The organism is Herbaspirillum sp. ST 5-3, assembly GCF_004804275.1.
Taxonomy (GTDB): Bacteria; Pseudomonadota; Gammaproteobacteria; order Burkholderiales; family Burkholderiaceae_D; genus Noviherbaspirillum.
In genome coordinates this window covers 83419-104893 of record NZ_STGI01000003.1, presented here as the reverse complement: position 1 = coordinate 104893, position 21475 = coordinate 83419, and the positions used below count along the sequence as shown (strand labels likewise).

The window sequence follows — 21475 nt, the reverse complement described above, 5'->3', positions numbered from 1 at the left end:
CATGTTCCGCGACCTGAGTTTCCGCTACAAGATTCCGCTGCGCGGCAGCGTGCTGATTGTCTGTACCGCGCTGGTCGTCACCGCATCCCTGATGTTTCGCGCCTACGAGGATCTCAAGCATGACCTGCTGCTCAACGCGCAGAGCATGGCGCGCGTGCTGGCACATACGCTGACGCCAGCCATCCTGCATGACGACGTCTGGCGCACCTATGAGATCATCAACTCGCCATTCCAGGTATCCGCCAAAGCCAACATCAACCAGGCCGACGAAATCCTGGTTCTCGATACCAAACGCCAAGTATACGCCTCCACGCATCCCAAGCAATACCCGATGCTGTCCGATCCGGCAAGGGTGAATCCGGACCATCTGCAGCTCCAGCAAAAAATCATCGACTACCGTGGCACTGAACCGACCGTCATCGAGCCGGCCCGCTCGGGAAAATTCTACATGGTTGCGCCGATCGTCTCCGATGGCATACCGCTCGGCACGCTGGTGCTGGGATTTTCGAATTCCATCTTCCTGCCGCGCTTTTACGACATTGCTCGCCGCGCGATGATCATTACGCTGCTGGCATTGGCAGCGCTGCTGCCGATCAGCTGGTACTGGGGGTGGCGCATGGCCGCCCCCCTGACGCAATTGGCAGGCTACATGGACAAGATCGGCCCGACTCTGCCTGACGACAAGGAGATAACACTGTACGAGTCGCGCGACGAGATCGGCCAGGTCGGGGCCGCATTCAAGCGCATGCTGGGCGAACTCAAGGAAAAGGAATCGCTTGAGCGGCAGATCTTCTTTTCCGAGCGTCTGGCGGCAGTCGGCCGGCTGGCGGCAGGCATCGCGCATGAGATCAACAACCCGTTGGGCGGCATGCTCAATGCAATCAGTACATTCAAGAAGCGCGATAACGACGATCCGCAGACCATCAAGACAATCTCCCTGTTGGAGCGCGGCCTGCTGCAAATTAAGGACACGATAGCCGCACTGCTGGTCGAGGCGAAGTTTCAAAGCCATCCGCTGACGGTACAGGACATTGAAGACACACGTACCCTGGTACTGGCCGACACAAATCGAAAGTCGGTCGACCTGCACTGGGAAAACGACGTGCTCGATACGCTGCCGCTGCCGTCGACACTTGTGCGCCAGATACTGATCAATCTGTTGCTCAATGCACTACAGGCCGTGGAAAACCATGGTCACCTTCGATGCCACATCTATCGCAATAGCGACACGCTGGTTCTGCAGATCGAGAACGACGGCAAGCACATCACGTCCGAGCAGCTTGACACCCTGTTCGAACCATTCATCACCGGCAGTGAAAGCGGCCACGGTCTCGGTCTATGGATGACCTACCAGATCGTGAATCAACTGAAGGGGGAAATCACAGTGGAAAGCCAGCCAGGCGAGACCCGATTCGTGGTCACCCTTCCTATTCCGGAATCCCTTGTATGATCAGTCATCAATTACCCCGCCTGTGCCTGATAGAAGACGACGCCATTATGGGCGAGTCGTTGTGCGACCGCTTCGAGTTGGAAGGTTATAGCTTCGATTGGTATAAAACTGCGGCTAGTGCGACGGCCGGATTGGATAACAAGCAGTATGCGGTTGTCATCAGCGACATTCGCCTGCCTGACCAGACGGGTGACGACATGTTCATACAGTTGCGCAAGCAGATCCCCAGTCTGCCGCCGTTCATTTTCATTACCGGTTTCGGTGCGATCGACACAGCAGTCAGCCTGCTCAAGCAAGGCGCCGCCGACTACATCACCAAACCGTTCGACCTGGATTCGTTGATGGAGAAAATACGGCTGCTGGTGTCGTCGGCTCCGCAACAGCGAAGCGCCGCAGGATTAGGCATTTCACCTGCGATGCGCCGCATCGCGGAAATGCTGCCGCGTCTGGTCGATCATGCGACAACTATCTGCATTACCGGCGAGTCAGGCGTCGGCAAGGAAAAAGTGGCGCTGGAGCTCCATCGTGGCGCGCCCGAATCGCAAGACAAGCCATTTATTGCAGTCAACTGCGGCGCGATTACCGAAACCCTGTTGGAAGCCGAGCTGTTCGGGCATGAGAAAGGCGCGTTCACTGGCGCCGCGCGCACGAAGAAAGGCGTATTCGAACAAGCGGACGGAGGCACCCTTTTTCTCGATGAAATTGGCGAGATGCCATTGTCCATGCAGGTCAAGTTGTTGCGGGTAATACAGGAGCGCTGCATCACACGGGTTGGAGGAGAAAAACTGATTCCTGCGAATGTACGATTAGTGTGCGCGACCCACCGAGACCTGAAGCAGATGGTTGAACAAGGAACATTCAGGGAAGACCTGTTCTATCGCATCAATGTGATTCAGCTGAAGATACCACCGCTGCGTGAACGCAAGGAAGACATCCTTTGGTTTGCTGACTTATTTTTAGAGCACTATGCCACCCAGCTCAACATCAAGAAGAAATGGCTTTTGCCGGCGACGGAAATGGTCTTACTCGATTATCCCTGGCCAGGCAACGTACGTGAGCTGAAGCATTGCATCGAGCGAGCTTATATCCTGACCAACGATCAGAACCTGAGCCTGGAACACCTGTTCGACGACGCGGTTTTGGCGCAACATACCATCCCCACAATCAAGACGGATGCGGATCTGAGCCACTACCTCCATGAGTGCGAACGTCGTTACATCATGAAGGCCCTCGATCGGCATCAGCATCACATGGGAAATACCGCTGCGGCGTTGGGCATTAGCCGTAAAAACCTTTGGGAAAAAATGCGTAAGTTAGAGATTGCTGGTGAAATAAAGGAAACCTGAGCAGCATGGGAAAGATGAACCGGGTGCTCGTCAAGAAATGGTGCTCCTAGCGATCCGGTTGTATATTTCATGCAAAAGATGATAGAACTTACGAGCAACGAGGATTAGCTCGTCCAGTCGTTTCACCTTCATGTACCGGTTGCGGCGCCTTCTTCCGCGCCGTTGATTGATACGCGAACGGCTGGAGCTTGCACACCTGTTGCTTCCCGCACTCCGGCTCGTTCATCGACTACGACAGAATTCATTCTTCGCTGCAGACCACTCTTGAAATTTCGTGCCGTGCCGGCGACCTGGCGCACTGCCCTCTTGAACTGCGCCTTGTGGCGATCCAACTCCCGCAAAGTAATCACATCGTCGATCGCCAGCGTTTCCAGCATCGGCATCAGCTGATCCACCTTGGAGAGCAATTCCAGATAGCGCCGCCCGAACTTGGAAATCACCTTCACCTCCAACGCCAGCGGCGCCGTGTCATAGCTCGCCAGGCTGGTAATACCATGCGCAGTGCATAAGGCCGCTGCGCTGTCGATTGCCTTATCCACGTCCGCGGTCAGCTTTTCGAGCTGATGCTGCAAACCGGCTTCCACTTTCTCGACCATTTCGTGGGGGAGCTTGGTGCGCGCCATCACCGAAATGAAATGGGTATTCAATTGCATGCTGTTGAAGCAGCGCACGAACAGCCGTTTGACCTCGGGGCTGCAAAAGGAAGTCGGAATCTTTCGGCTGGCTGCTTCCACCCGCCGAAAATCCGCCTTTACTTCTTTCGCCAGAATCTTGGCATTGATGCCGCCCTGGTCCGATTGAATAATCGCGTCGTTCGCCACGGAGCTTCTCCCACTGTTACTGGCCGGTACGGTGATCATCCGCCCTCCATGGCGGCGACGACCAGCATAAATATCGATTTTTGCCAGGGGCTTTCGCCATCAGCCTCTTGGTAGGGGCTTTTCGCTGGCGCCCCCGTTGACAGTCACCATCGGCAATCATTAAAGTGCTTCTCAAGCAGCAGCTAGCCCTGCAAGAAATTGGCAAGCCCCTACCGGATTCACCGCGCGCCTTGTCGCGCCCTCTCATCAAGTCGCTTTGTCTTGCGTCTTCCGTTTATCTATCGAAAGCCCTTTCGAGGCGATGGATCGATTCCCAGCCTTTCGCCTCAAAAGGTTTCTTCGACGGTAGCTGGCATCCCGTCCAGACGGCTCATGCCGTAGCAAGTACAAAGCCAGTCCATATAGTGCCGGTTTGCTCCGGCATTTCAACCACCCTACCGGGGCATTGTGTCCCCGCGCCGGGTCTGCATTGCCCCGTTTTTCATCATGGAGGCAATGATGTTGAATGAGTGTTTCTCTTTCGGTCCTCCCCCGGTCGTCGCGCGTGTCATTGCCGAACGATCGCTGGATACCCAACCTCTCCTCTTCCAGGATTTAACACCGGAAGCGCGAACGGCCGTTCTTCGGTACGTCTTTGACGATGACACACCGGTCGAGTGGTCGGAGGAAGATGTGGTGTTTCTCCACTGGCGCTTACTCAAGGAGCTGGATGCGCTCAGCAATCCCGCCACGCCGCTGGACGACAAGATCGATACCTTGCGCTGGGTCTTTACCGATCCCGAGCGCGACAAACGTCCGTTTTCGTTCGTCAATTGCCTAAGAGTCGTCGGATGCAGTCGTCTGTCTCCGACGCCCTATTTCGGGCTGGTCGACGCGGAAGCAATCCGGAGTTGGATCCGATTCCACGTGCGTACGTGGCTCGGCGCCGCTGTCGCGCGCTATCCGCTGTGGGTTCGAAGCGCGATTCTGCAGTATCCGAGCTGGGTCGAAAGCCGATTGGAGAAGAACGCGCAATGGATCAACGAGGAGATCAGGAAGCACACCGTCCAAGGTGATCTCTTCGCGTAGGCCCATTCGAACGGCACGTGCTCGATTCATCCAGAGTCTTGCTCTATTCAGATCAGGGCGGCGATTTACACCGTCCTTTCCACTACCCGCTGGCGGGGCGCTGCTCCGCTTGGGGCAAGGCTTCGCCTGCACTCAGGAGAGTTCCATGAAACAGGTGCAGAAGCGAATCAATGCATGCGGAGGCTACCATGCAACGTGACGAGTTCGAAGCGCGCATCAAGGAATTGAAGCGCCGTGCCCATGGGCGATGGACCAATATCCTTCGTCTGCTGGGCGTCCACGAAAAAATTCTCAACAAGCGCAACCAGCCCTGTCCGTTATGCGGCGGCACCGACCGTTTTCAATACACGGACAAGTATGGCGAAGGGAATTACCACTGCCGCCACTGCGGTCCGGGAGGTGGGCTGAAACTCCTCCAGGCTTGCCTCGGATGGGATTTCACCACCACGCTAGCCCGCGTTGAGGAATGCGTTGGTAATACCGTTGAAGCGCCGCGTCCCAGGCAAAGTGTCCCCACTTCCGACAAGATGAGACTGCTCGCCAAGCGACTCTGGGACGAAGCGCTGCCGATCACCGCTGGCGATGAGGTCGATCGCTACTTGAGTAACCGGGGTCTGCAACTAGCGGAATATCCGAGAACGCTTCGGTTTCACCCGAATCTCGGCTACTTCGTTAAAGACCCGACGTCCGGCAAGTCGAAGAAGCTGCGTGACTATCCGGCGATGTTGGCCTGCATCCAGGGCGCCGATGGGCATGCAGTGACGCTTCATCGCACCTACCTGCAGGATGGTCAGAAGGCCCTCGGCCGCCAGTCGAAAAAAGTCTTAAGCAGCGGCATCAATGGCGCCGCGGTGCGGCTGTGCGACGCGTCCGATGAGTTGGCGATTACGGAAGGCATCGAAACCGCCCTGGCCGTATATCGGCGCACCGGCAAGCCGGTATGGGCAGCAATCAGCGCCGGCAACATGGAAAAGCTGTGGCTGCCGGATTCGGCGCGCCGCATCTGCATCTATGCCGATAACGACGCCGCCTCGGAATTCGACGGTCAGGCTTCCGCGTTCATTCTCGCCCGTCGACTAAAGAAGGAGGAGATGAGATCTGGCCCGCGCCAGATTGAGGTCTTCGTTCCCAAGATCGCCGGCCATGACTGGGCCGACGTCTGGTTCACGCGCATAGCCCAGATTCGCCACGTGGCATAGCGTATCAAGTCGGTGAACGTCAGCGGAAAAGCAGTTTCACTGGTTGCTGCCATACCAGATTCGGTTGCTTGCCGGATGAAGGCAGCCCGTATAGCAAGCGCTTCAATGCGCGCATCCATGCGATCTAGCGATCGCTTTTTCAACCCAGCGGGGAAACGCTTCCCCGTTGGGGGGAATGGCGTCCTCGCTTCATTTTTTGGAGATCGATATGAAAAACGGACGCTCCCTTGTGAATTTGGCGACCGAACTGGAGCGCCAGCTCACAACCAAGAAAGACATGATCGTGCCCGCGTCACTCATGCATCACCAGACCCGGGACGATGGATCTTGCGTGCTGGTGATCCATGAATCGGGTGGAGTGCAAAGTTACGACGTGGCGGAACTCGCGCGCCGGCAGCTCGCCGAGAAGCTCAAGATTCCGTACGCGTATTTTGAACGCATGCGCACCGATCAGCCAGCTCTGCTCGACCGCAACGTGAACACCTGGCTGCAGAGCGACAGCGCGGACCGGCGCCTGATCCGCACGCTCGACGGGCGGGTGCGCGCTGTGCTGTCAGACCGCTACCGGCGACTGGACAATGTTGACCTGGCCGAGCATGTGCTGCCGATCCTGCAGCGCTTGCCGAATTCCCGGATCGAATCGGTCGACCTGACGGAAACGCGAATGTACCTCAAAGTCGTCACGCCGCGTATCAGCGCCGAAATCGCCCCCGGCGACGTGGTGCAGGCGGGCGTTGCCGTCATCAACTCGGAGGTCGGTTACGGCTCATTGTCGGTGCAGCCGCTGGTATTCCGGCTGCTCTGCAAGAACGGACTGATTGCATCGGACCATGCGCTCCGAAAACCCCATGTCGGCCGTTCCCTGGCGTCGTCCGATGAGTCGGTCGTCGTGTTCAAGGACGACACGCTGCGCGCGGATGATCAGGCGTTTTTCCTGAAAGCGCGCGACGTGGTAGAGGCGGCGGTGTCGGAGGTGACTTTTCAACTCGTCGTGCAGCGTCTGCAGAAGGCGCGGGAGATCCGGCTTACCGGTGATCCGGTGAAATCGGTGCAGGTGCTGGCCAATCGCTATGCGATGAACGATGGCGAACGGGCCGGCGTGCTGCGCCACCTGATCGCGCAAGGAGATCTATCCGGCTACGGCCTGATCAACGCTGTGACCGGATATTCGCAAGAGGTGGAAGACTACGACCGCGCCACGGAGTTTGAGGCGATGGGCGGCAAGCTGATCGAGTTGTCTCCCAGGGATTGGAAAGACATCGCCGAAGCCGTTTAAGCCTGGCGATTCACCCATGCCCCGATGAGAGATGGACGTGCCGGACTGTTTGTCGGCACGTCCCTGCCCGTGCTGTGCGCATCATTTCATCGCGAAACGATGCTCCTTAGTGTCAAAAGTTCCACAAACTTGTCCCATATATATGGCATTAGAGGCAAGATTCCATCCCTTGTTTGATAGTTATCAATTTTGCATCATTCCCGGAAGATATTTTACTAACCGTCACGAATGGAGCCCTGCTTAATAAGAAAACTTAATCGAGATCATGACCCATTGCGAACACCCTGCCCGAATACCAAGTGGCTTACCTGGAGAATCACCATGCCAAATGCAGTGCAGTTTTCAGATGTTCAACTGCTTAACTTAAGTTTTCTATTAGCAATTCAATCAAGTATCCGGAAAGACCCTATTTCTGCCTGTTATAAGTTCAAGCTCCCAGTCGAACACGCTTCCAAGCTCACCGAAATTCCCCCGGAAAAAATCCAATCCTTCGTTGCCAATCTCGGCCACGAAAGCGTTTTCACGCTGCGTCAGGATCTCATGCAGCTGCTGGAAACGCCGCCCGGATTACTGCGTCCGTTATCCACGGTACACGTCCCTGAACCGGAATCCGGCCTCACGCCGCCTGCCGACAGACGGGCTAGCGCTCGCACGTAATCAAAAGGAGGCCAAATGGAAACCTCGTACGCCGACCGCCATATCAAATCCTTGTCGCTTGCAAAGACTTGCGCCGAACTCGGCGCGCGCATCAAGACCATCATGTACATCACAGGGCTCGGCCACCACGAACTGGTCCGGCTGTTTTTTGTCGACGAACATTCTGCGCCGCGCGGCCGGCCGCCGGCTTCTCCCGAGTGGTTTCACCAGGCCAATCTCATCGAGAAAGTGGAAGCGTCGATTTTCTGCTCGATTTTCGAGCGGATGTCAGCCCTGGGTTATGGCCCTGCAGAGGCGTTGGTCGGCGCATATAAAACCTACCGCGAGCAATGCTCGCATCCGCCGCGCATCAGCTTCGACCGTGCCTTCGATCTGGTCTGCCACTCGAAAGGAATATGGGCGCAACAAGCACAGCATTTTTCACTGAACGTGTGCAGGGTTTGCCATTCGCAATATCTGGCCGCGTTCGGCGAATCCACTTCCTGCGAACACGGCTGCCCCTTCTGCAAACTGCTGAAGCGCTACCCATCCGACAAACGTGTGCAGACGACGTTTTCGCCGCATTCTACGCCGCAGATATCTCCAACTGATTTCGGTCTGTTAGCCGCATTCATTGCTGATGACGCAGCAGGTGCCGCTAAGAGTTAAACATTGCGTTATGTGCGACTAAGATCGGAGTACCACGGTGAATCGAATCGCAAAGACGTATCGATAGCCGCCCGACCACGAATAGGCAGGGAGGCTTTCAAGAGCCAAAGCAGCAATGCCTTGACGATGCGATTCATCCGATTAAAGCGATGCAGAAATTAAAACGTTCAAGGTCACATTGACAAGGCTAAGCCTTCCCACCAAGGGAAGGACCAGAGAATTTTGTGACAGGATACGTATAAATACGGATGTTTATATTCATTGAATAAGTGAACTAGCGTAGGAAACTGAACTGGTATAATCTATTCTTCGTGTATCTATTGCGATTGAAACGTGCGGCGCCTTGTTTGCATTCTCCTGATGTTCTTCTTGCCCTTGCATAGCTTTGCTCTGCAGGTCGAGTTGCCGTCGGGCGGAAATGCGTTTGATGTTGCACATGAGGTCGCGCATCTGGTCGGAGCAAGTCATCACCACGACGATGACCATGGCGCGATGCATTACGATAAGTCGACCGACTCCGCCAAGCATTTCGCAGAACACTCCGCATCACATCATTGCCTTGCAGTGATGCCCGATATTGCGCCGCTGGTTGCCATCGCCCCTGTCAAGGTCGAACAGACCGAGCATCGCCACTACATTCCCGACCACTTCCCGGATAGCCTCCAGCGCCCTCCGTCATCCCTCGGTTAATCCGCCGAGGGCACTTCTGCATCTTTTCGAGCTAGAAATAGCCTCACCGAGCATCCGCGCGGCTTAACTGCCGCGGCGTGCAGCTGCCTTCGGCCATTCTTTCCGAAATTCGAATGGAGATTGCATGCGTGCGCATTTATTAATACATCATCTTTGTATGGTGACTGCCCTGGCGCTCATCGCGCCGATAGCGCAGTCACAGGTCGCCCCGACCAGCCTGCATACGGCTGTCGAGGCGGCGTGGCAAAGGTCCCCGCAGGCGCGGACCTTGGTGGCTCGACAAGACGAAACAGCGGCTGGTCGTGAAGCCGCGCAATCCTGGATTGCAGGCTCGCCAACTATTGGCCTGTCACAGCGAAGCGACCGGTGGACTGACCGAACTGGCGTACGGGAAGACGAGGTTTCGCTCTCTGCCCCAATTTGGCTACCTGCGCAAAAATCCGCTCGTCAGGGCCAAGCCGAGGCAAGTGCTCAAGAATTGGACGCACAACTGGCCAACGCCATGCTCAGTCTTGCTGGAGAGGTGCGTGACCGATTTTGGGCTGTTGCGTCAGCCAAGGAAGCGCTGGCTGAGGCGGTTGAACATCAGCACCATCTTGAAGCTACTGCTGATGAGGTGATGCGTCGGGTCAAAGTTGGTGACATGGCGCGGACAGACGCCTTACTCGCGCAGCAAGAGGCTCTAGCCGCCAAGGCAGCGGTACTCGACGCGCAAGTAAAGGTACAGGAAGCACTGTCGCGTTACACCGCGTTGACTGGGCTTTCGGATGCACCGACGCCTGAACCTGAGCCAATCGCGACTACCGTCCCGGACCCGCATCCTCGACTGTTGGCCGCCCGTGCCGGCGTACAAGCTGCGCAGGCATCACTGAACGTCGTCAATAAAACCCGCAACGATCCGCCGACCTTAGGTGTGGCCATGCGGAGAGAACGGGACGCAACTAGTTCGCCGTTATCCAGCGTAATCCTTGCGGTGCAGATTCCAATCGGGACCAACGCCAGAAACCGCCCGTTAGAGGCAGCAGCGCGCACGCAGATTGAAACAGCGACAGCCGAAGCCACCCAGGCAGAAGCATTAATAGCCGCCGACATCAACGTTGCACGCCATCAAGTCGCAGCATCTCAGCAGTCGTTAGAGGCGGCTTCATCGCGTCTGGCCATGGCACGCGAGCACTTTCAGCTCACCGATAAAGCGTTTCGCCTCGGCGAGCGCGGATTAGTTGACCTGTTACGTGCACAGACACTGCTCCACGAGGCAGCAACCGCCGAGCGTCAACAGCGTGTCGCTTTGGGTCTTGCCCATGCGCGTCTGAATCAAGCCTTAGGAATCATTCCATGAACATCTTGAAAATCATCCTGATTTACTTTGCTGCCGTGTCCGCAGCGTTCGCACACGGTCCCGATGGCGACCACAGCCATGAAGACGCGACTGCACCGCAAGTGCAGGCCGGAGCGACACCTCGTATTGAAGCGTCCACCGAATCGTTCGAGCTTGTCGGCCAGTTGCATAAGGGCGAGCTGTCCATCCTGATTGACCGCTATGAAACCAACGAGCCTGTCCTCGGCGGGAAGCTGGAAGTCGAATCGAACGGACTGAAAGCACAGGCCAAATTTCACTCTGACTATGGCGATTATTCGGTCGATGACAAGCAAATGTTGGAGGCGCTCGCCAAGCCGGGCAAGCATCCATTGGTCTTTACCCTGACAACGGCGAATGAGAGCGACCTTCTCGAAGGAGCGCTGGAGGTCCGAGACGAAGCGCATGCAGACAATCATTCGCGCTTTCCATGGGCATGGACTGGTGCCGGATTGCTGGCCGCGCTGCTCGCATTCGTACTGGCTGCGAAGATTCGCCGCCCCAAAACATCGATGGGGAAAAAATAATGTTTAACAAATTTTCTTACTCAATCATTCCTTTCATCGCCGCTGGTCTTCTGTCGCTGACTTTTTCGATCGAAGCAAGCGCCCATGGAGATGAACCCCATTCGGATGAACCTGCACCGGCAGTTAGTGCGAGCGGCTTGGCTCGCCTGCCGGACGGGAGCGTCAATGTGCCCAAGCTGGCACAACGCCGGATGGCAATTCGAACCTTGTTGGCAAAGGAAGACGAACATCCATTCACCGTGGAACTGAACGGCCGCGTCGGCATTGACCCGAATGCGGGTGGTCGAGTGCAAGCGCCTTTTACCGGACGCATAGAGCCGGGGCCGAAAGGTTTGCCGGTCGCAGGGCAGCGAGTGGAAAAAGGCCAGGTGCTGGCGCAGGTACGGCCCGTTGCCAGCGCCGTTGAATTGGGGAATCAGCAGGCGCAGCTGGCCGATATCCGCGCTAACCGAAAGCTCGCCGAACAGCGCGTAAAGCGACTTGAGGCGTTGGAAGGAGCGGTGCCGCAAAAAGAAATCGAGGCCGCTCGTGCGGAGCTGGCGAGTCTGTCCGGTCGCGAACGCGCGGTCGCAAGCAGCGTTGGTGGGAGCGAATCCATCATTGCATCAGCATCGGGGATTATCGCGACAGCCAGCGTGTTAAGCGGACAGATTGTCGAGGCGCGTGACGTGCTTTTTGAAATCGTTGACCCGAACAGGATGATCGTCGAAGCACTCACGACAGACCCGTCACTTGCCACTCGGGTTGAGAGTGCGAGTCTCGCCAACGTGCCAGGTGCTGACCTGAGCCTGTTGGGTGGCGGCCGTAGTCTGCGTGACGGCTCGTTGCCGTTGAATTTCCGCGCAAATCTACGCAATACGGCGATTGCCATCGGTCAGCCAGTCACAGTGTTGGCGAAGCTGAACGACAAGATGAAGGGCATTGCCTTGCCCGCAGAGGCTTTGGTTCGCAACCCCGCCAACGAAACCATCGTCTGGACGAAGGTGAGCGCCGAACGCTTTATTCCGCGGCCCGTTGAGTACAAGCAGCTTGACGCGAAAACGATTGTGGTCGTCAAAGGCCTTGCTCCCGAAAGCCGTGTGGTCGTCTCCGGTGCGGCGCTGATTAATCAGATTCGGTAGGAGACGGACCATGTTTAACTGGATAGTTCGTTTCAGCCTGGCCAACCGGCTTTTTGCCTTGGCGGTGGCATTGCTGCTGATTGTGTATGGGGCGCTGACGGCAACGCGTACACCAGTCGACGTCTTCCCGGACCTGAACAAACCCTTGGTAACTGTTCTGACCGAGGCAGGCGGCATGGCGCCGGAAGAGGTCGAACAGCTGGTGTCGTTCCCGCTCGAGACGGCGCTGAACGGAATGCCGGGAGTCACCCGGGTGCGGTCGGTGTCTGGTGTCGGCCTCTCGATTGTATATGCCGAGTTCGACTGGGGCACCGACATCTACAGGAACCGGCAACTGGTCTCCGAGCGGCTCACACTGGTGAAAGACCAACTCCCTGGTGGCATTACGCCCATCATGGGGCCGGTGTCCTCCATCATGGGCGAAATCATGTTGATTGCCTTACCCATCGATGCATCAAAAGCCACGCCGATGCAAGCGAGGGAATACGCCGACTTCGTGCTTCGCCCTCGGCTTCTGTCCATTCCGGGTGTGTCACAGGTCATCCCTATTGGCGGCGATGTTCGGCAGCTCCGAGTGGAACCGGATACGGCACGCATGGCGCAGTTTAATGTCACCCTGGACCAGATTGCTTCCTCGTTGCAGGGATTCGCCAGCAATACCAGTGGCGGTTTCATTGACTTGAACAGCCGTGAGTATCTGATTCGCAACCTCGGCCGCACGAATCGGTTAGAGGACGTCAAGGACTTGGCTGTCGCTTTCCGCAACGGCTCGCCTATCCTGCTTGAGCAGGTCGCGTCGGTTCGCTATGCGCCGTCATTCAAACGTGGCGACGCCGGCATGAATGGCAAGCCTGCGGTGATTGTGAGCGTGCAAAAGCAGCCGACTGCCGATACGGTGAAACTCACGCGAGAGATTGAACGCGCACTGAAGGAACTCAAGCAAAGCGTCCCAGCCGGCCTGTCCGCGCCTGAAGTGCTGTTCCGCCAGGCGGATTTCATCGAGGCTTCCATCGACAACGTCACCGAGGCGTTGCGGGATGGCGCGATTCTGGTCGCGATCGTGCTGTTCGCATTCCTGATGAACTTTCGTACGACGGCAATTTCGCTTATTGCGATACCGCTGTCGCTCGCCGTGACGGCCGTCGCCTTTCACCTGCTGGGCCAGTCCATTAATGTCATGACGCTCGGTGGACTTGCTATCGCCATTGGCGAACTCGTCGACGATGCTGTTGTCGATGTGGAAAACATCCTGCGCCGCCTGAAACAACGAGGCAGCGGAGAAAATGCGCCGTCGGTGATGGAAGTTATCTGGCGCGCATCCGTCGAAGTACGGTCTGGCATCGTGTACGCGACCGTTATCGTCGTATTGGTCTTCGTCCCGCTATTTGCGCTGCCCGGCATCGAAGGCCGCCTGTTCGCCCCCTTGGGTATTGCCTATATCGTCTCCATTCTGGCGTCGATGCTGGTGTCCATGACGGTTACGCCGGTCCTGGCGTATTACCTGCTGCCGCAGATGAAGCAGCTCGGTCATGGTGACAGCCCCCTGGTTCGACGCCTGAAGGCATGGGATGCGTGCATTCTCGAATGGTCTTTTCCTCGCGCGAAGGGCATCCTCGCTATTGCGGTATTGGCAGTCGTTGCTGCTGCCGCGAGCGTGCCATTTTTCCCGCGCGCCTTCCTGCCTTCATTTAACGAGGGTTCGCTGGTGATGGGGATGACATTCACCCCGGGCACGTCGCTTGCCGAAGCCAACCGAATGGGAGCACTGGCGGAAACGCTGATGAAGGAAGTGCCGGAAGTGGTCAAGGTCGGGCGTCGCACCGGCCGCGCGGAACTGGATGAACACGCGGAAGGCGTCCATTCATCGGAAATCGACATCGACCTGAAGCGTTCCAAACGGAGCCGCGAGGACGTGATGGCGGACTTGCGCAGCCGGTTGGCCGTCATTCCCGCGTCGATTGCCATCGGCCAGCCCATCTCCCATCGGCTCGACCACCTGCTGTCGGGTGTGCGGGCGCAAATCGCCTTGAAAATCTACGGCGATGATCTCGATACGCTGCGTGGATTGGCCGAAGGTTTGCGCGGCAAGCTGACAGGCGTGCCGGGGCTGGTCGATTTGTCCATTGAGAGGCAAGTGCTCATTCCGCAGGTGAAGGTCAGAATCGATTACCGGAAAGCGGCGCAGTACGGATTGGCTCCCGGCCAGGTGCTGAAAACACTCGAAACGCTGTCAGATGGTGACCGGGTCACTCAGGTTGTGGATGGCGCACGCAGATTCGACTTGATGGTTCGTCTCCCGGATGCCAGCCGTTCCCCTCAGGACCTGGCTCGCATAATGCTCGACAGCCCGTCGGGCCGGATTCCGTTGTCCACCATCGCTACTGTCGAAGAAGGCGACGGCCCCAACCAAATCGGGCGGGAAAACGGTCGCCGGCGGATTGTCGTGTACGCCAACACGGATGGCTCCGACATGTCCCGCATCATTGGGGATATCCGGAAAGCCATCACCGCTACATCTCTGCCAAATAGCTACTTTGTCAGTATCGAGGGACAGTTTCAGGCACAGGAACAGGCAACGAAGCTGATTAGCGGCTTGTCGCTGGTCTCGCTGGTCATGATTTTCCTGGTGCTCTATTCGCGCTACAGGTCCGGTGCACTGGCTTTGGTCATCATGGGGAACATCCCATTTGCGCTCATTGGCAGCGTCATCGCGATGTGGGTTGCCGGCGTCTCGCTGTCGGTCGCTTCGATGGTTGGCTTCATCACCCTGACCGGCATCGCCACACGTAACGGCATCCTGAAAGTCAGCCATTACATCAACCTGTGCAAATTCGAAGGCGAAGTCTTTGGCACAAAGATGATTGTGCGTGGCTCGCTCGAGCGGTTGACGCCTGTGCTGATGACCGCTCTGGTTGCTGCGTTTGCACTCGTGCCGCTGCTTCTTGCAGCTGACGCACCGGGCAAGGAAATCCTGCACCCGGTCGCCGTGGTGATTTTCGGCGGGCTGGTCAGCTCGACGATTCTCGACTCGCTGCTGACCCCGCTGATTTTCTGGCTGGTCGGGCGCAAGCCGCTGGAAGCCATCGTGGCAGGAAAGTCGCAGGAAGCATATTAAGAACGGGCTGATGCAGCGGAGCCCAGTACAGAGCCGCTGCCTATACGGAGAAAGCAATGAAAAAACTTCTGACCCTCGTGGCAATAGCAGCATCAGTAGCAGCAACGGGCGCGTATGCACATGGCGACAAGCCGAAACACGGCGGCGTCGTTCAGTCCGCAAGCAACGACATCAGCTTCGAGCTCGTCAATAAGGACGGTAAAGCCACCATTTATGTGGAAGATCATGGAAAACCGGTCGCAACGGCTGGCGCTACGGGCAAGCTGACGGTCCTGAACGGCGCCGACAAGAGTGAAGTGGCGCTCGAACCAGCTGGCGACAATATCCTGGTCGCGCGAGAAAGTGCGAAGTTGGAGAAAGGTGCCAAAGCCATTGCGGCTGTTACGTTTGCTGACAAGCAAGCGGTGAACATAAGGTTTGCAATGAAGTAATCAGCTTGGGAGGGGAGTACGGTATGTGCTCGCCATCGGAACCGCGAACAAATGAATGAGGTTGTCATGAGAAGCAAGAAAGCACTGGCTGGCTGGCTGCTTGCAGCATTGAGTCTATCCCTGACCTGCCCGGTGATGGCGCAGCAATCCTCGCCCTCCGGACTGTCAGACAAAGTAAAAGGCCTGTTTTCCAACACAAAGGAAGATGAGCTAGTTGAGCCTGACGTGGCTTTCAAGATGAAAGCCGTGGCTAAGACCACCAACTTGCTGGCAGTCGACCTTACTCCTGCGAATGGATACTACGTCTACAAGGAACGGATTAAGTTCTCCGTAAAGGACACCGCAGGAATTCGAATCAACAACGTGAAACTCCCTGTCGGAGAGATGAAAACAGACCAGATTTTCGGCCGCACCGAGGTGTTTAAGAAGAATGTGCCTATTACGATTACGTTGGATAACGCGGCGAAGGGAAAAAACATCACCCTCTTCGCGTCGTATCAGGGATGCCATGAGAAATTGGGTGTTTGCTATCCGCCCATTGAGAAGTCGGTCACCTTAGTATTGCCCTAGCCCGGAAAGACGGGGCTGGAAGCGCGAGCGGCCCGGTTGCAACGCAGGTGATGCCTGGAAGTCGCTATCGACATTCCAGTGGAGAGCCCGTTCAGTGTCATCGCAATAACAACGCCATGAAAACAAGCGTCCCAAACTGTACGTTGGTTTCACGCTTGCGCTCGCAGTTCTTCCACAGTCATCGACATTTCTCCTGCCATGCGACCGAACGCTCGACCACCTAGCGCCGGGGAAGCACGACGAATGGGGCACCTCGCTGCATTTGACCACCGAGACCAGCGGCGGCGAATCCGGCGCGCTGGATTGCTTTCCCGACTGCGTCTGCATCCGTTGCAGCGGCTGCCAGACCCGTGTGAAGTTTGCGCTGCAATGGCTTGCCGGCATTCGGGAAGTGCTGGCGATCGCAAAAATCAGCGTATCGCAGTCGTCCTGAATTCCCGACAAATTACTATCCGGTAAGTGCAGGAACGATGAAAGCCAGCCGGCTTCGAAACTGCCGTTGTCGGCCGGTGATTGTGCATGCCACACAAAGGCAATTTGCGCATTTGCAAGGTTCCTGTCGGCTCGATTGACCAATGAACGCCAGTCGAACGGTTGTCGCGGCCTATTCCCACCGGCGTAACGGCTCACGTCATGTCGCCATGCTCCTGCAAACATCACAATTCGTGATGCCCTCGCGAAGGGACCCGCTTACCTAGTCCCGAAAGCTCAGCCAAAATCTTCTGATTTTGGCTGGACGAGCACAACCGGCGACAGTCAGACTGACCTCGTCTTCGTGCTATCGGATGATCATGGTCTTCGGCTCCCTATTCTCTGGCCGGCGTTCCGCCGGCCACGATACTCCGGGTACCCGTAACGAGGCGGCCACGCCTGCGCCGGATGCAACCGCCCCGTTAACCTATCCACCGCTCGATCCGGGTTTCCCGACGCACTCGGTTGACGATATCCTCTCTGTGCACAGCGATTTGATCCGCCGGATCAAACTAGCCTACGGCGCCGACCACGAGACGTATTCCAACGACCTTGAGACCGTCATGCATCGCTACGCCGGCTACGTCAACCTGTTGCCGGCCACAGCGAATAACTACTTCAGCGGCCCAGGTGGTCTGTTACGCATGGGGCTGGAGATCGCTTTTTATTCGCTACAGGCCACTGACGGACAGATATTTTCCGGACGCTCGACCATCACTAACCGCCGCCAGCTGGAGCCGCGCTGGCGCCATGCGACGTTCATCGCCGGGCTTTGCAGCCAAATCCACCGCACGCTTTCCCACGTGCTGGTTACCGACGACAAAGGCAATGCATGGCCTGCCTATCTTGGCCCCTTAACGGATTGGTTACAGGGCCAGCGTAGCCATCGGTTTTTCGTGCGATGGATCGCGCAGGCACAAGAGACGCGCACCCTCGGCGTGTTTTCCCTGCCCCACATTATTCCGGCCGAGACTCTGCAACTGCTGGCGCACGGAAACTCGATTATCGTCCCACATATGATGGCATCCATCAGCGGTATGCCCATCTACCGCGACCATAACATCCTGGACCAACTCGTCAGACATGCTACCGCCCTCGTGATTGACCGCGACTTGCAAGCCAGCACCGACAGGACTGGCAAGCCACAATTGGGTTCTCATCTGGCGCGCTACCTGATTGACGCCTTACGTCGCCTGGTGCAGTGCGATAGCGCCTGGGCGCCGAACGCCGACAAATCACGTATCTGGTATGGCCAGGATGGGCTGTTTGTCGTCTGGCCCAACGCCGCAGCGGAGATTACGGGCCTGCTGGAAACCGACCGCCTGCCCGGCATCCCGAAATCTCCTGCGACCATCCTTGACATCCTGGCTGACGCCGAGGTGATCGCGCCGCGCAATCCGTCGCAAACAACATGGCCGATCTATCCGCCGGGCGTGATGGGGCCGATCGAAGCCGTCAAACTCGCGTCGCCGAACCTGGTGCTGGCGCATCTTGCGGCGGCACCGTCTCCTTTGCCGATCGATTTACTGGCGCCAAGAGCGATGCCCGGCCCGGCCTCTTCCACTCATCAACGAGCGAGCACACAGTTGTCCCTGCTTGAACCCAAGTCCGATTTCAATGACGTGATCAGCCAACAGGAATCCAACGAACAAAACAAAGCGCCATCGGTTATCGATATCGCTAAGCGCCCTCGTGCAGACCAGGATTGGCCGGATGCCGCCATTACCGTCCCGACTACGTTTTCTTTCAATGCTCCACTGCGGCTCAATCCGGCCGTGCGTTCAGCATTGACGGACATTGTCGATACCCTCAATGGTCACGGTGCCTATGCCTGCTGCAGAGTCCCCGCCGGTCTCTTCGTCCCGCTGGCGGAGCTGGAGCGCCGGCAGATCGACACCTCCATGGCGATTCGCACCTTATCCGACTTGGAGATGCTGGTTTCTCATCCCCCAGGCAAGGTCAAGACCGTCACGCATGATTTCGGTGGTAACAAGGTGCTGGGCATTGTGATTACTCCGCAACACATCAGCGGCTTCGACCCATCCGATTTCGCTGCGCCGTCGCCTGCCACCGGGAGTTCCCATGCTGGTCCGCAAATATGAGATGCCCTGGCGAACCGCCTACGAGCTGTATGCCGGACTCGTCTGGGTAGGCGCGCTGGCCTTCTTTCTCTACATTACGGCGAGATCGATCGCCCCCGCCCTACTTGGCATGACGATGGCGGCAATGTGCGCGCTGATGACCGTGCAGCGACTGGGACTGGCGCTGCGGGTACTGACCGTGCGTGCTTCGTTGGCAGGCAAGGCAATGGAAGTCATCACGACCAAACGCCTGGGCGAGCTGACACCCAATGGCGATCAGGTTTTTCTGGGATTCGGGTTCGAATGGCAGCCGGTGCATTCGCAGCGTCTCTATGAGCTAGCCAAGGTCAACTTCCGCGACTACATGGTGTCGCCCTGGGTGCTGCGTACGCTTGGGTATGTCGTCAATCCACAGCCTGATGCGGAAATCGGCATGCCCTATATTCATGGCGTCGAGCCGCGCGAACAGGCGCTGTACCGGCCGCTGCAGAACTTCGAGGGTGGCACGCTGTTGGTCGGCACGACGCAGGCAGGAAAGGGAGTGGCGCTAGGCAACCTGATCACGCAAGCGATCCGACGGCAGGACGTCGTCGTCATCATCGACCCGAAAAACTCCAAGCGCTTGAAACGCGTCGCGATGCGCGCCTGCGACGATTACCGTGCTCCCGATACATTTCAATGGTTTCATCCTGCCTTTCCGGAAACCGGGGTGCGCCTCGACTTCACGTTCAACTGGCAAAAGCCTACCGAGATCGCGTCCCGCATCCAGTCCATCATGCCGCCGGATACCGCAGGCGCCTACTCGTCCTTCGGCTGGGATGCGATCAACGTCGTCGTCCAGGGCTTAGTCGACCTCGAAGAGCGTCCGAACCTTATGAAGCTGGCCAAATACATTGAAGGCGGCATTGAACCGGTGCTGGAAGTATCGCTGCGGCGGTTCTACGATGCCCTCCTCGGCGCGAAATGGCGCGAACGACCGGAAATGCGCCGCTTACTGGATAGCGCACAAAAGGGCAACATCAAGCGCCCGTCCGAATCGGCAAGCAACGACCTGCTGGCATACGTGGCGTTCTATGAACACCATGTGCTGCAGACCCAGCACAACAAGGTCATCGATTCGCAGGTGCGCACCTTCCGCCACAATCGCGAGCATTACCAGAAGATCACCGCTAACTTGCTGCCGATCCTGTCGATGCTGACCTCCGGCGATCTTGGAAAGAGCCTCTCCCCCGATCCTTTCGATGCCGAGGACCTGCGCCCCATGATGAATTTCGAGAAAATCGAGCGCGCCGGCCATGTGCTGTATCTCTGCCTCGATTCGCTCCCCGACCCGTCAGTGGCATCCGCGATCGGAGCGCTCGCCCTAGCGGACCTGGCCGCACGCGCCGGCATGCGCTACAACCTAGGCGGCTATCGGCGCATCTCGCTGTTCGTCGATGAAGTGTCGAACGTGATCAATCAGCCGTTGATCGAGATCCTGAACAAAGGCGCGGAAGGCGGCATCTATACCACGTGCGCGATGCAGACGCTGGCCGATCTTGCCAAGCGCCTGGGCAGTGAAGACGCGGCGCGCATGGCGCTGGGCAATCTCAACAATGTAATCGCTCTGCGCACAAAGGACCGCCCGACCCAGGATTTTATCGTCGAAACCTTCGGCAAGACCGCAATCCATACGATGCGGGTCGGACTGAATAACGCAGCGGACGCCCATCTCGGCGACTTCACCTCGGTCCATTCGGCTCAGGTGACGGAAAGCTTCGAAGAGACCATTCCTTCGGACATATTGGGCAAACTGCCCAACTTGCAATATTTCGCATCCGTCTCCGGCGGGCGCCTGATCAAGGGTCGGTTCCCGCTTCTCAATCCAGACGACGGCCTTCCGCCCCAACGCGTTACGCAGGAGGAGAACCAATGATCATTCGCGTCGTTTCCGCAGTATCGTTGGTACTGGTCTTGATCGCGGTGTTGTATCTGCCGGCCGCCCATCCGCCGCAGCGCTTTCTCAGCCAATTGCGCATCGAGCACGAACTGAACGCCGATTTCTGGGGCGGCGAATATGCGTTGCGCATCCTGGCGCGCATGCTCGACCTCCATGAGGAAAGGCAGCAAGCGTCCCCGCTTCCTCGGACATTCACCGAAACGCCGACGCCGGGCCAGGTCGATGTGGCGGTCGCCGCGCAAATGGCGCAAATGACCTCGCGCCTGACCGGCAATCCCTATTTCAGATCGCTCGATGCCCTGCTCGCACTCACCACTTATCGGTACTCGGTGTTTGCGCAATGGCTTCCGTACCTATTGGTCTTTGTTCTTGCCGCCGTGTTCGACGGCGCGATGTGGCGCCTCGTCAAGGGCAAAGAGTTCTTGCAACACAGCCCGGAGATGTATGCGCTGTATGCGTCCATGGCGATTATGGTCGCGTGCGGTACCGTTGTGGCATTCGTGATCCCGGTCACCCTGCATCCGGTTTTTCTGGTGACGGTGCCGATATGGATCGGCATATTCGCCGGTCTCGCGCTGGCGAACTTTCATATTCGCGGATAATGCAGAAGCTAGTTCGAATTGAACGCCTGAAGGTATGGTCTGACTCGTAGCGCTACCCGGCGTTGACCGGTTCCGCTGGTGTTGCCCTGTTACGGAGTACGCAGGC

At 57.4% G+C, this 21475-nt stretch carries 18 protein-coding genes and 1 pseudogene; 17 read left to right on the top strand and 2 right to left on the bottom strand.

Translation table 11 applies throughout. The annotated features are described in order from the left end of the window. Position 1: 1 nt before the first annotated feature. Together E6W33_RS07435 and E6W33_RS07430 are read left to right on the top strand one after the other, a co-directional pair. Positions 2-1450, top strand: coding sequence for an ATP-binding protein (locus E6W33_RS07435; RefSeq protein ID WP_136415988.1), 1449 nt, complete (start codon positions 2-4; stop codon positions 1448-1450). Next, positions 1447-2796, top strand: coding sequence for a sigma-54 dependent transcriptional regulator (locus tag E6W33_RS07430; RefSeq protein ID WP_136415986.1), 1350 nt, complete (start codon positions 1447-1449; stop codon positions 2794-2796). Before E6W33_RS07435 ends, E6W33_RS07430 begins: the two co-directional genes overlap by 4 nt. Before the next feature lie 128 nt (positions 2797-2924). Here E6W33_RS07430 and E6W33_RS07425 read toward each other — a convergent pair whose 3' ends face one another. Continuing rightward, a complete protein-coding gene (locus tag E6W33_RS07425) occupies positions 2925-3656 on the bottom strand; it encodes an AcaB family transcriptional regulator (RefSeq protein WP_136415984.1) in 732 nt (243 codons plus the stop codon). Between the two features lie 456 nt (positions 3657-4112). Here E6W33_RS07425 and E6W33_RS07420 point away from each other — a divergent pair, with 456 nt between their 5' ends. From E6W33_RS07420 to E6W33_RS07365, 12 genes are all read left to right on the top strand, one after another. Beyond that, positions 4113-4685, top strand: a complete 573-nt coding sequence (locus E6W33_RS07420; RefSeq protein ID WP_136415982.1) for a hypothetical protein — start codon at positions 4113-4115, stop codon at positions 4683-4685. Positions 4686-4873: 188 nt separating this feature from the next. After that, complete coding sequence (locus tag E6W33_RS07415; protein WP_136415980.1) at positions 4874-5884, top strand: toprim domain-containing protein; 1011 nt, start codon at positions 4874-4876, stop codon at positions 5882-5884. A gap of 208 nt (positions 5885-6092) precedes the next feature. Then, positions 6093-7160 (top strand): DUF932 domain-containing protein, encoded by a 1068-nt coding sequence (locus E6W33_RS07410; protein ID WP_136415978.1) that lies wholly within the window; start codon positions 6093-6095, stop codon positions 7158-7160. 321 nt (positions 7161-7481) lie between these two features. Further along, positions 7482-7817 carry a flagellar transcriptional regulator FlhD gene (locus tag E6W33_RS07405; RefSeq protein WP_136415976.1) on the top strand — a complete coding sequence of 112 codons (336 nt, stop codon included), beginning with the start codon at positions 7482-7484 and terminating at the stop codon, positions 7815-7817. Between the two features lie 15 nt (positions 7818-7832). Further along, positions 7833-8465 carry a FlhC family transcriptional regulator gene (locus tag E6W33_RS07400; RefSeq protein WP_136415974.1) on the top strand — a complete coding sequence of 211 codons (633 nt, stop codon included), beginning with the start codon at positions 7833-7835 and terminating at the stop codon, positions 8463-8465. Between the two features lie 360 nt (positions 8466-8825). After that, on the top strand, positions 8826-9155 hold the full coding sequence (locus E6W33_RS07395) for a hypothetical protein (RefSeq protein ID WP_136415972.1): 330 nt from the start codon (positions 8826-8828) through the stop codon (positions 9153-9155). A 124-nt stretch (positions 9156-9279) separates the two neighbouring features. Beyond that, complete coding sequence (locus tag E6W33_RS07390) at positions 9280-10494, top strand: TolC family protein (RefSeq protein ID WP_136415970.1); 1215 nt, start codon at positions 9280-9282, stop codon at positions 10492-10494. Further along, the gene (locus E6W33_RS07385) at positions 10491-11039 is read left to right on the top strand and encodes a hypothetical protein (RefSeq protein WP_211097256.1); all 549 of its coding nucleotides are present in this window, start codon (positions 10491-10493) and stop codon (positions 11037-11039) included. The genes E6W33_RS07390 and E6W33_RS07385 overlap by 4 nt, the downstream gene beginning before the upstream one ends. Then, on the top strand, positions 11039-12160 hold the full coding sequence (locus E6W33_RS07380) for an HlyD family efflux transporter periplasmic adaptor subunit (protein WP_136415968.1): 1122 nt from the start codon (positions 11039-11041) through the stop codon (positions 12158-12160). The genes E6W33_RS07385 and E6W33_RS07380 overlap by 1 nt, the downstream gene beginning before the upstream one ends. Before the next feature lie 10 nt (positions 12161-12170). Beyond that, a complete protein-coding gene (locus tag E6W33_RS07375) occupies positions 12171-15275 on the top strand; it encodes an efflux RND transporter permease subunit (protein ID WP_136415966.1) in 3105 nt (1034 codons plus the stop codon). 56 nt (positions 15276-15331) lie between these two features. After that, complete coding sequence (locus E6W33_RS07370; RefSeq protein WP_136415964.1) at positions 15332-15706, top strand: hypothetical protein; 375 nt, start codon at positions 15332-15334, stop codon at positions 15704-15706. Between the two features lie 66 nt (positions 15707-15772). Then, positions 15773-16276, top strand: coding sequence for a protein-disulfide reductase DsbD N-terminal domain-containing protein (locus E6W33_RS07365; RefSeq protein WP_247869565.1), 504 nt, complete (start codon positions 15773-15775; stop codon positions 16274-16276). A gap of 97 nt (positions 16277-16373) precedes the next feature. Here E6W33_RS07365 and E6W33_RS27475 read toward each other — a convergent pair. Next, positions 16374-16520: pseudogene (locus E6W33_RS27475) on the bottom strand (IS5/IS1182 family transposase); the annotation flags it as partial. A gap of 547 nt (positions 16521-17067) precedes the next feature. Between E6W33_RS27475 and mobH the strand changes: the two are divergent. The 3 genes from mobH to E6W33_RS07350 are packed head-to-tail and all read left to right on the top strand — an operon-like array spanning position 17068 to position 21369. Further along, positions 17068-18849, top strand: coding sequence for a MobH family relaxase (gene mobH / locus E6W33_RS07360; protein ID WP_136415962.1), 1782 nt, complete (start codon positions 17068-17070; stop codon positions 18847-18849). Further along, on the top strand, positions 18830-20743 hold the full coding sequence (gene traD / locus E6W33_RS07355) for a conjugative transfer system coupling protein TraD (protein ID WP_136415960.1): 1914 nt from the start codon (positions 18830-18832) through the stop codon (positions 20741-20743). The genes mobH and traD overlap by 20 nt, the downstream gene beginning before the upstream one ends. Continuing rightward, positions 20740-21369: a DUF4400 domain-containing protein gene (locus E6W33_RS07350; protein ID WP_247869564.1), complete on the top strand. Its 630-nt coding sequence runs from the start codon at positions 20740-20742 to the stop codon at positions 21367-21369. The genes traD and E6W33_RS07350 overlap by 4 nt, the downstream gene beginning before the upstream one ends. The last annotated feature ends 106 nt before the right edge of the window (positions 21370-21475 follow it).